The 11,282-nt window shown below is 42.3% G+C and carries 10 protein-coding genes; 3 read left to right on the top strand and 7 right to left on the bottom strand.

The window, feature by feature from the left end; genetic code table 11:
• The first annotated feature begins 229 nt into the window (after positions 1-229).
• The gene (gene ffh / locus G458_RS0119490; RefSeq protein ID WP_026953389.1) at positions 230-1,570 is read left to right on the top strand and encodes a signal recognition particle protein; all 1,341 of its coding nucleotides are present in this window, start codon (positions 230-232) and stop codon (positions 1,568-1,570) included.
• Between the two features lie 41 nt (positions 1,571-1,611).
• Here ffh and G458_RS0119485 read toward each other — a convergent pair whose 3' ends face one another.
• From G458_RS0119485 to G458_RS0119470, 4 genes are all read right to left on the bottom strand, one after another.
• Positions 1,612-2,328 carry an SGNH/GDSL hydrolase family protein gene (locus G458_RS0119485; RefSeq protein ID WP_026953388.1) on the bottom strand — a complete coding sequence of 239 codons (717 nt, stop codon included), beginning with the start codon at positions 2,326-2,328 and terminating at the stop codon, positions 1,612-1,614.
• A gap of 77 nt (positions 2,329-2,405) precedes the next feature.
• Positions 2,406-2,882 carry a nucleoside deaminase gene (locus tag G458_RS0119480; protein WP_026953387.1) on the bottom strand — a complete coding sequence of 159 codons (477 nt, stop codon included), beginning with the start codon at positions 2,880-2,882 and terminating at the stop codon, positions 2,406-2,408.
• Positions 2,883-2,974: 92 nt separating this feature from the next.
• Positions 2,975-3,721 carry a LytR/AlgR family response regulator transcription factor gene (locus tag G458_RS0119475; protein ID WP_026953386.1) on the bottom strand — a complete coding sequence of 249 codons (747 nt, stop codon included), beginning with the start codon at positions 3,719-3,721 and terminating at the stop codon, positions 2,975-2,977.
• Entirely contained in the window at positions 3,718-4,800 is a 1,083-nt protein-coding gene (locus tag G458_RS0119470; RefSeq protein WP_026953385.1) for a sensor histidine kinase, read from the bottom strand. The genes G458_RS0119475 and G458_RS0119470 overlap by 4 nt, the downstream gene beginning before the upstream one ends.
• A gap of 258 nt (positions 4,801-5,058) precedes the next feature.
• Here G458_RS0119470 and G458_RS0119465 point away from each other — a divergent pair, with 258 nt between their 5' ends.
• Positions 5,059-7,590 carry a TonB-dependent receptor domain-containing protein gene (locus tag G458_RS0119465; protein WP_026953384.1) on the top strand — a complete coding sequence of 844 codons (2,532 nt, stop codon included), beginning with the start codon at positions 5,059-5,061 and terminating at the stop codon, positions 7,588-7,590.
• A gap of 400 nt (positions 7,591-7,990) precedes the next feature.
• Positions 7,991-8,323 (top strand): hypothetical protein, encoded by a 333-nt coding sequence (locus G458_RS21930; protein WP_026953383.1) that lies wholly within the window; start codon positions 7,991-7,993, stop codon positions 8,321-8,323.
• Positions 8,324-8,436: 113 nt separating this feature from the next.
• Here the strand turns inward: G458_RS21930 and G458_RS0119455 are convergent, their stop codons facing one another.
• The 3 genes from G458_RS0119455 to G458_RS0119440 form a co-directional block, all read right to left on the bottom strand.
• A complete protein-coding gene (locus tag G458_RS0119455; protein WP_026953382.1) occupies positions 8,437-9,417 on the bottom strand; it encodes a pyruvate dehydrogenase complex E1 component subunit beta in 981 nt (326 codons plus the stop codon).
• 86 nt (positions 9,418-9,503) lie between these two features.
• On the bottom strand, positions 9,504-10,874 hold the full coding sequence (locus G458_RS0119445) for an NAD-dependent succinate-semialdehyde dehydrogenase (RefSeq protein WP_035468547.1): 1,371 nt from the start codon (positions 10,872-10,874) through the stop codon (positions 9,504-9,506).
• Positions 10,871-11,266, bottom strand: a complete 396-nt coding sequence (locus G458_RS0119440) for a rhodanese-like domain-containing protein (protein WP_026953380.1) — start codon at positions 11,264-11,266, stop codon at positions 10,871-10,873. Before G458_RS0119440 ends, G458_RS0119445 begins: the two co-directional genes overlap by 4 nt.
• Between the last annotated feature and the right edge of the window lie 16 nt (positions 11,267-11,282).

Below are 11,282 nucleotides of genomic sequence, written 5' to 3'. Positions count from 1 at the left end.
CAACAGACATCAGACTCCCGTCTTCCATCTCCCGTCTTCTGTGCTTCGACTCCGCTCAGTCTGACAAAGTTGAGTTCGCTCAGCCTGACAACTGACAACTGACAACAGACAACAGACATCGGACTTCCGTCTTCCGTCTCCTGTCTTCCATCTCCCTCTCATTTCCATCATATTTTCCTTCTCAAATGCCTAAAATCATTACTTTTGCACCAAATAGCCGAAAAGCAGCATGTTTGATAATTTAAGTTTGAAGCTGGACCGGGCTTTCAAAACCCTGAAAGGAACCGGAAAAATCACCGAAATCAACGTCGCTACCACCGTCAAGGAGATTAGAAGAGCCTTGATCGATGCCGACGTGAACTATAAAGTCGCCAAGGAAGTCACTGACAAAATCAAGGAAGAGGCCATGGGCCGGGATGTCCTGATTTCTGTTTCTCCTGGACAGCTCTTAGTCAAAATCACCCAAGAGGAGCTGACCAAGCTGATGGGTGGATCCAAAGTTGATATCAAATTAAGCGGAGATCCAGCTGTTATTTTGATCTCTGGTTTGCAAGGTTCGGGTAAAACCACCTTTACAGGGAAACTTGGTAGCTTTTTAAAGAAACAAGGCCGCCAAGTCCTTTTAGTTGCTTGTGATATTTACCGTCCGGCTGCGATTGACCAGTTGAAAGTCTTGGGAGAGCAGATCGGAGTAGAGGTCTATGCCGAACCTGAAAATAAAAATGCCCTCCAAATCGCCAATAATGCGATTGCCCATGCGAAAAAGACTGGTAAGAAGACCGTAATTGTCGATACAGCGGGTCGTTTGGCAGTCGATGAGCAAATGATGCAGGAAATTGAGCAATTGAAAAAGGCGCTTAATCCTTCCGAAACTTTGTTTGTCGTGGATTCCATGACCGGTCAGGATGCGGTGAATACTGCCAAGACCTTCGATGAAAGATTGAATTTTGATGGAGTTGTCCTGACCAAATTAGATGGTGATACCCGAGGCGGTGCTGCGATTTCCATCCGCCATGTGGTGAATAAGCCGATCAAGTTTATCTCCACTGGGGAAAAAATGGAGAATCTGGATGTGTTCCATCCGGATCGTATGGCGCAGCGAATTCTCGGCATGGGTGACGTGATCTCCTTGGTGGAGCGTGCGCAGCAAGCATTTGACGAGGATGAAGCTAAGCGAATCAATGCCAAAATCCGCCAAAACAATTTCAATTTCGATGACTTCCTTTCTCAACTCGAGCAGGTTAAGAAAATGGGAAATATCAAAGATCTGATGGGCATGATCCCAGGAATGGGGAAAGCTTTGAAAGGTCTGGACATCGATGACGACTCTTTCAAACCCATTGAAGCGATCATCCGAAGTATGACTCCGGCTGAACGTCAGAATCCGGACGTGATCAACGGAAGCCGAAGAAAACGAATCGCGGATGGTTCAGGTCGATCCATTACCGAGGTAAATAATTTGATGAAGCAGTTTGACGATATGCGCAAGCTGATGAAACAGATGAACAAAATGGGCGGTGCCAAGCAGGCGCTAGGCCGAATGATGCCTCCAGGAATGGGGAGGAGATAAAAGAAAAAAGCGGATGAAAATCCGCTTTTTTTTGCTCCTGTTTAATTTGGAGATGCTAAAAAAGCTACTTGTAGCTCACCCAGTTTTTTATAACCTTCCGCATTCATGTGAATAGGGTCTACATAGTAGAGATGTTTGTTGTACACATTATAGCCCCCCAAAGTAAATTGATCCAGATAGGGGATGCCATGAAGCTCACAGATTTGTTTTTGTATTTCCACGTATTTGACCATTCCATTAGGCATCGAAGGATCATAAGCGCCACGATCATTGAAGGCTTTGCTGGAAGTGAAAAAATAGATTTGAGCCTCAGGATTTAGCTCATAGATCTTTTTGATGCAATAGTTTATTCCTCCAGCTTGACTAGTTAGTTTGGTGCTATCATATCCGTCAAATTCAGTATAGTCTGTGTAGCTTCCGATTTCTCGTTTGTTGGTGTAATCGTTGGTGGAGGCCCAAAGGATATATATATCAAATACTCCAGCTTCATCTACCTGCTTTTGTAATGATTTACCTTGAAGAGAAGAAAACCCTGCTCCAGGAACTCTATAGTTAGTGATTTTCAGTCCTAGTCTTTCCTCCCATAAAATCTTCGCGCTGTCACTAGGTGGGATGACTGATACCGAACCTCCAAATACAGCCACAATTTTACCATAATTGAAGGATGATTTTAGGGTTTCTTGGCCAAATAGGTTTCCTGAAAGGAAAAATAGAATAAAGATTAGGGGATATTTGATGTCCCGATTGGTAATATTCATGGTAAATAGGCGAAGATTGAAGGCTTTGTTTAAAGTGTTTAAGCTACTTTTTAAAATCCAGAATAGCCTAAATTTCTTTAATAAAGTGTCTTATCTCCCTTTTCTTTCCAGATTTCAAAGGCTGCCAAGCTTTCTTCCCGAAGAAGGGAATTCATGGGAATCTTTCGATTTGCAGGGGTCACGTCTATTTCCTGATAGATAAACTCATCATCAAATCCTGCATTTGCTGCGTCTTCCTTGGTACAGGCATAGAATACTTTAGCAGGTCTTGCCCAGAAAATAGCCCCCAAACACATGGGGCAGGGTTCGCAGGAGGTATAGACCTCACAACCTTCCAATTGAAAATGATTCAAATTTTTGCAGGCATCCCGAATTGCCACCACTTCGGCATGAGCAGTGGGGTCGTTGGTTTTTAGAACCATGTTGGAGCCTTTCCCGATGATTTGGCCGTCTTTGACAATGACACATCCAAAAGGGCCTCCATTTCCGGAAACCACACCTTCCTTAGCCAGGCGAATGGCCTCCCGCATAAAAAGTCTTTGAGAATCGTCCATACCTAAAGATAGTGATCAGAGGCCAGTTTCCAGTAGGCCAGTTTGCCTCTTCCTTCTGAGACTGCGTACTGAACTGATTACTGAAAACTGAATCAATTAATCCACTTGCTCAGAAATTCCAAAAAAGGCTCTTTGTAATTGTCCCCGACAGAAATCTGATGATTGCCGATGTGGATGACGTTTTTTGCGACGGAATCAATATGATCCAATGACACGATATTGGAGCGATGAACACGCATGAACTTATCTGAGGGAAGCAATTCCTCCATATTTTTCATACTGGTCAGAGAAAGAAGGGGATTGGGTTTAGACTTGAGGTGAACTTTCACGTAGTCCTTGTAGGCCTCTACATGGGTGATGTCCTTCAGCATCACTTTGACGAGTTGATATTCAACTTTTAGAAAAATATATTCCTGAGGAGAGGAGGATTCCTTTGCGACAGTAGCACTGGAATTTTCTTTGAGTTTTTCGAAATACTGGTAGGCTTTGGTGGCAGCAGCCAAAAAATCCTCATAGCTATAAGGCTTCAGAAGATAATCCAAGGCGTCTACTTTATACCCTTCTATCGCAAACTGATGATATGCCGTGCAAAAGATAATTCGAGTCTGATCGGATTTTTTTTTGCCATCGAGGATTCTTGCCAGTTCCATTCCCGAAAGATCAGGCATCTGGATATCCATGAATATCAGCTGAACCTCATTTTGGTTGATAAATCCCAGAGCTTCAATGGCATTGGAAAACTTGCCGATTAGCTCAAGAAAAGAGGTCTGTCCGATGAATTTGGACAGGAGCTCCAAAGCCAGGGGCTCATCATCTACGGCAATGCATTTGATTTTCATGCGAGGTTGATGGTCAGATTTACCCAATACTCTTGCTTGGATTCGTCTTTACCAAATTTTAGGCGATGTTTTTCAGGATAGATCAAGTCCAGTCTTCGTTTGGTATTCGTTAAGCCAATGCCGTTTTCATGAGCTTCGGGACTGTCTTGGTTTACCGGAAAGATATGGTTTCGGGTTTCAAAGAAGAGCGTGTCTCCCATGATTTCCACTTTGATCAAAATTTCACTTTCCTGCTGTGAGCTGACTCCGTGCTTGAAGCAATTCTCCAGGAATGGAAGCAAAAGCATGGGAGCTATGATCAAGTCTTCCTTAGGTTCTTCAATTTGGATATTGAGTTTTACTTTAGAAGAAAGTCTCATTTTCATCAATTCGATGTAATCCTCGATGAATTTGATCTCTTTGGAAAGTAGCGTTTCATTCTTTTGATTTTCATACAACACGTAGCGCATCATTCTGGAAAGCTTCAAAAGTGCCTCCTGAGCTTTGCTTACATCCAGATTGGTGAGTGCATAGATATTATTGAGGGTGTTGAAAAAGAAATGGGGATTGATTTGCGCTTTGAGATAGGAAAGTTCCGTATTGATTCGCTGACGGTCCATTTCTCTTCTTAGGGCATCGTCTTTCTGCCATTTTTGCACCAAAGCCACTGAAGTGCTTAATCCTATGGAAATCACATACAGTAGGAGTTGAAATACGTCTCCCGGCAACCACCTTCTGCCAGGATTGAAAGGTTTTTCTGGATTGAAAACTTGATGCATGGCTCTTCCATAGCCCGTAAACTGCTCAAAATAAACGATCAGTCCATAAAAGAGCACCGCTCCCAGAATGATGATAAGCAGGTAGAGGTAGTTTTTGCCTTTTAAAAGGACATTGGGAACCAAGATGGAGGAGTTGGAATAAAAAATAGTGATCAGGATACCGATCAGAAAGATCTGCTTGAGCCAAAACTGATAAGGTAAAGACACTTCTCCCATTTTCCAGGAAAGAGGGGAGAGGAGTAACAAAACCACACAGAGCATGATCCAGCCGAGTAAATGGACGAGGATCGAAAGATTCTTTTTGGGGGTGAAAGTTGCCATTGAATTGGTTTTCAGTATCCAAACTAAGGCATTTTACTTTTATGTCTCAAATCAAATCTACTAATCAGGACATTAACCCTATGAATCTTTGGATAATGGGGATGAATGCCCATTGTCTATCCATTTGGTGGTTTTATCCCCTTGAGCCTAGGTTTGGTCGATGAATGTCAGGAGGTGGTCTATTACATTTTAAAAGGCGAAACAATGCCTTCAATTTTGGGGTAACAATAGGCAAATGCCCGATTTGAAAACAAGACCATGAAAAATTTACTCCATCTAGTATTCGCTTTTTTCTTTGTAGGAACGAGCCTTTCAACAGCCCAACAACAAGCAGGCGGGGCTAACACTCCTGCCAGAATCATTGGTGTAGCCAAAGACCTCAAAACAGGAGAGCCGGTAGGTTATGCTACCGCAGCCTTATATAAGGCTGGCTCTGAAGTAAGCATCGCAGGTGCTGTGGCAGGGGGACAAGGCGTTTTTTACATCACCGGATTTGATCTGGGGACTTATGAACTCCAAGTTTCCTTCATAGGATATGAGACAGTCAAAAGATCGATCACTGTCAATTCCTTAGAAACAGATATCAACTTGGGTGAAATCGGAATGAGCGACGAAGGAGTTGCTTTGGAAGAAGTCACTGTTCAGGGACAGCGCGAATTGATTGAAGAGCGAGTAGATCGGACTATCTACAAGGCTGAAAACGACAAAACTACAGCCGGTGGTGATGCAACTGATGTGTTGAGAAGAGTGCCAATGCTATCTGTTGACTTGGACGGGAACGTCTCCATGAGAGGTAGCTCCAATATTCTGGTATTGATCGATAATAGACCTTCAGCGATTGCCGCGTCTTCTATTGCGGATGCCTTGAGACAGATTCCAGCCGATGAAATCAAAGCCGTAGAGGTAATCACTTCTCCTTCGGCCCGATTTGATGCGGAAGGTACTTCCGGTGTGATTAACATCGTGACCAAGAAAAACAACTTGCAAGGCATGACCTTGAATATCAATTCCGGCTTCGGCTTAAGAGGATCCAACTTGGGTCTTCAGGGAAGCGCCAGAAAAGGAAAGTTTGGATTTTCATTAGGAGGATTTGGCAGATCTGGCTACAATATCTTGGGAAGGTTTGAAAACGAGCAATTGACCACCAATCCAAACGGGACTGTTCGAAGCACTCTTCAAACGGCAAATACTGAGCGTAGAGACATTTTCGGGCGATACAACTTTGGGGTGGATTACGAGATCGACAAGTATAATTTCTTGACAGGTTCTGTGAACTTCGGAATCAGAAATTCTAAAAACTGGCAGAATGACTTCTTGACCAGCACCTTTATCGATAACCAGCTGATCAGCCGTCAACTGAGAGAGACAAATACGCTGGATAACTCCAACTCTGTGGATGTAAGTGTAAACTACGTCAGAACCTACGAGAAAAAAGGCAGAGAATTGAGTTTGCTTACCTTGTATTCTACCAATTCAAGAGAAAACTCCTTTACCAATTCTCTTTTCGAGGAGGATATGGAAGAGATTGCTTCCAGATTGAGAAACTCAAATCCAAGTAGAAATCAGGAATTTACCGTCCAGTTGGATTATGTGACTCCATTGGATCAAAAAGGAAATCAGATTTTGGAATACGGAGCAAAAAATATCCTTAGAAGAGCATTCTCTGATTTCGCCTATTTCCAGTCCACTGGTGCCAACGGTGAATTTGTAGAGTTGGAAGACCCTACCTTGAGCAATGAGTTTAGCTATGATCAGAATGTAACTGCAGGTTATGCATCTTATACCTTCCCTTTACTCAAAAACTACACTTTGAAAACCGGCCTCAGATATGAATACACTACGATCAACGCCGATTTCAAAACAGATTTTGAAGCAGAGATTCCGTCCTACGGAACTTTGGTACCAAGCTTAAATGCAAGCAGAAAGCTGAAAAACGGCAATATGATCAAAGCTGCCTATAACAGAAGAATTCAGCGTCCTTCCTTGAGATTCTTGAATCCAAATATTGACGTTTCCAACCCGCAGTTGATTTCTCAAGGTAACCCGGAATTGGAGCCTGAGATGACTGACAACTATGAATTGGGATACAGTACTTTCATTAAGGGTACCACCTTAAACTTCACCGGTTTCTACAGAAATACGACTGGATCTATTCAGCCAATCCGGACGGTTGAGCCTTCAGGAATAATCTTCACTACCTACGAAAATATTGGTCAGGAACAGGCTCTGGGAACCAACTTATTCTTTAATGTAAACATCAACAACAAATTCTCTCTCAACGGGGGAATGGACCTCTACTATGCTATGCTGGATAATGGTCTTACCGATCCAAAGTTTGCAGCAAAAAATGAAGGCTGGGTAATCAGTGGTAGAATGTTTGGAAACTATACGCTTCCAAAAGATTGGCAGGTACAGCTCTTCACTTTTGCAAGAGGTCGTCAGGTACAGCTTCAGGGATCCTCTGGTGGATTTGCAGCCTATGGATTGAACCTCAACAAGCAGTTGAAAGAGAAAAGAGGTTCCATTGGATTCGGAGCAGAAAATTTCTTAGCCAAAGAATTTATCATCAGAAACGAAATTATCACTCCGACAATTGTTCAAAACAGTACCTCTGCTCTTAGAAATATGAATTTCAAGGTCAACTTTAGCTACCGTTTAGGAAAATTGAGCATGGATCAAAGACCTAGAAGAAGAAAGTCCATCAACAACGATGACTTGAAGGACGGAGGAGGAGAGGGAGGCCAGATTGAAAACAATGCTGGTTCGGCCCCGGTTAGAAATACGAAATAGTCAATTCTACCTCATCAGAAGGTTTGAGTAAGAAATAGATAGATAGATTGGGTAACAAAAATGCCAGACTTAATAAGTCTGGTTTTTTTTTTACTTCATCTTAAACAATTTGAATTTTATAGTATTTAATTTGCAGTGGTTCCTGTGAAGGTTCCCATCTCAGGATTAGTATTTAGGTAATCACCCAATCTCCACCTAATTACATTCCAGCCTTTTCATTTTTCAATTCGAATACTTTTCTGTTCAGAGTAAAGTCTGAATAGATGGTATGGTAATTGGAGCTATGAAATCGAAAAAAGTTCTGAAACTTGATTTAGCTGCCCCGAAAAGTAATTGGGGGGCTTTAAAGTGTGTAATAATTCATGTCCTAATAACTAAAACCCAAAAAAGAAGATCAAAGATGAAGCAAAACCAAGCCCTAGAAATGTTTTCTGATTCTTTTGTTTTTCTTTTTAAGCTAGTATCCCTTACCATCTTTTCTTCACTGATTTTTTCTTGTACCCCAGAAAAAAAATTAATCATCCCTCAAGAACCCACCATATGGGTGGTGTCAGAGATTTATGTTCCCAATGAAGAAAAGTTCAATGGATTGGTAGGGTACAAGATTATCCCCGTTAACCCCGGGAATATCAATGCCAGGCCTACCTGGAAATTGGATCACAAAGGGAAATATGAAGTTGGACAAAAGGTGGATTTTTTCCCTCTTTTAGACAAAAATACAGCCAGTAAATAAAAAAAACTTGTTTCTCTAGGCGACAGAGTTTTTCTCTAAATGCCAAGTAGATAAAAATAAATCAAGTAAAACTCAATGAAAAAGCCCGGTCGAATAACCGGGCTTTTCTGATGTTATGCTTTGTAAAGTACTTGGTTGATTGCGTCCACCGTTCTTTTTACATTCGGAATAGTGACATCGATATAGGTCGGAGCATAACTTAATGGAATATCCATGGAGTTTACCCGGATTACAGGTGCGTCCAAATAATCGAATGCATGTCTTTGGAAGTGATAAGCCAATTCGGAAGAAATTGCAGCAATTGGATTTGCCTCTTCCACGACCACTACACGGTTGGTTTTCTTCAAGGATTCCACACAGGTAGCATAGTCAATTGGTCTGACTGTTCTCAAATCAATCACTTCACACTCAATTCCCTGCTTGGCCATTTCCTCGGCAGCTTCCAAAGCTACTTTCATCATTTTACCAAAAGAAATGACGGTAACATCTTTTCCTTTTCTCTTGATGTCTGCTACCCCGATTGGAAGTAGGTATTCTGCTTCTGGCACTTCACCTTTGTCAGAATACATAACTTCAGATTCCATGAAAATAACTGGGTCTGGGTCTCGTATAGCGGCTTTCAACAAACCTTTGGCATCGTAGGGGTTGGAAGGTACAATCACTTTCAAACCTGGAGTATTGGCAAACCAATTTTCAAAGTTGGAAGAGTGGGTAGCTCCAAGTTGGCCCGCATTACCGGTAGGTCCTCGGAATACAATCGGAACCGAGTAAGCTCCTCCTGACATTGAGAACATTTTAGCAGCAGAGTTGATGATTTGGTCGATTGCTACCAGAGAAAAGTTGAAGGTCATGAATTCGATGATTGGCTTAAGACCGTTCATAGCTGCACCTACACCCAAACCTGCAAAGCCAAGCTCAGAAATCGGAGTGTCGTAAACTCTCTCCGGTCCGAACTCATCCAGCATTCCTTGGGATACTTTGTAGGCCCCGTTGTATTCGGCGACTTCTTCCCCCATCAAAAAAACGTTCTTATCACGTCTCATTTCCTCGGACATAGCCTCTCTCAAAGCTTCCCGAAATTGTATTTCTCTCATGGTTTAATGACAAAATTTTGGCTCGTAAAAATAGGAAGGAATCGGGCATTTGCAAAAGTTGCCCGATTCTTTGTCCTCGAAGGAAATTAACCCAGATAAATGGTCTTGGCGTTGACAAATTCGAGAATGCCATGTCGGCTCAATTCTCTGCCATACCCTGACTTTTTGATGCCTCCAAAGGGAAGCCAAGGATTTGAAGCTACCATGGAATTCAGGAATACTGCTCCGGTTTCAATTTTCATGGCGATTTGATTGCCTTTTTCAAGGTCTTGAGTCCACAAGGAGCCTCCCAGCCCAAATTCAGTAGCATTAGCCAGCCTGATCGCTTCATTTACATCCTTTACTTTGTAAATGGAAGCCACCGGTCCAAAAAGTTCTTCGGAATAGGCAAGAGCGTCTTCAGGGATCTGGGTCAATATGGTCGGTTCAAATTCTGCCTTTCCTTCAGTAGGTGCTGTGCCACCCTGTTCGATTTTGGCACCCGCATTTACAGATTTTTGAACTTGCTCGTAGAGTTCCTGAGCCAAATCAGGTCTTGCCATGCAGGCGTAATCAGCATTTCCTGAGAGAGGATCACCTTTTTTCAAAGCACTGAGATGCTTTTTGAATAAATCCAAAAACTGGTCGTAAACCTTATCTTCTACAATAAATCTTTTGGCGGCGATACAACTTTGGCCAAAATTGATCATCCTGGATTTGACGGCAGTTTGAGCAGCTTTTTCCAGATCAGCGTCGGATAGCACGATAAATGGATCACTTCCTCCCAGCTCAAGCAAAGATTTTTTGATATGTTTTCCGGCTGTGGAAGCTACTGCAGCTCCGGCTTTTTCACTGCCAGTCAGGGAGACCGCTTTGATGATGGGGTTTTCCAAAAGCTTCAGAGTAGCCTTGGAGTCTATCAATAAGGATTTAAAAATATTTTCAGGGAATCCGGCATTTTTAAAAACTTCCTCAATTGCCAAGGCGCATTGTGGAACGTTGGAGGCATGCTTGAGAAGAGCTGTATTTCCTGCCATCAAAGTAGGAGCAGCAAAACGAAAAACCTGCCAAAAAGGGAAGTTCCAGGGCATTACAGCCAAAATGACTCCCAAGGGCTGGTGAACCACTTTTGCCTTTTTTCCATCCGGAAGGTCAATCTTTACCTCTTGGAGAAAATCTTCTCCATTTTCTGCATAGAAGTCACAAACCCAGGCGCATTTTTCGATTTCTGCACGGGATTCTTGGATGACTTTTCCCATTTCAAGTGAAATCAACCGGGCATAATGCTCCATATTATCCCGAAGTTCTGCCCCTGCTTTCTTCAATAAAGAAGATCTTTCTTTTAAAGGCGTGTTTTTCCAATCCTCAAAAGCTTTTTGTGCTTTTTCGGAATGAGTTTCAATTTCTTTTTCAGAAAAAAGTGGGTATTCTTTTAGGATTTCTCCAGAATAAGGATTGATAGATTGGATCACTTTCATTGTTCAATTGGCTTTCCTGCTTCTTTCCAAGCGGTAATTCCTCCCTCAAGCATGTAAACTTTCTTGAATCCGGCTTTTTGCATTTGGTCGGCCGCTCTTCGGGTTCTACTACCGGACCAGCAATAGAGGAGGTAAGTTTTGTTTTTATTTAGGTTGTTTATTTCTGAGCTGAAGTTGTCACCTAGGAAATTGATATTCAATGCGCCGGGCAGATGCCCTTCTGCAATTTCCTCCGGGGTTCGGACATCCACTACCATATTTTTTTTCTTGAAGGACATTTTTTCAAATTTCTCGATCGAGATCACTTGAATGGAGTCTTTTTCAGCAGTTTGTCCATAAGCGATTCCGCTTAGCATACTGAGGACTAGGATAAGGAAAAATTGTCTTTTCATGATTTATTGTCTTTTT

The organism is Algoriphagus mannitolivorans DSM 15301 (assembly GCF_000429425.1).
GTDB lineage: Bacteria > Bacteroidota > Bacteroidia > Cytophagales > Cyclobacteriaceae > Algoriphagus > Algoriphagus mannitolivorans.
Note: the sequence above shows the minus strand (reverse complement) of the source record. Positions and strands in the feature narration are given on the sequence as shown.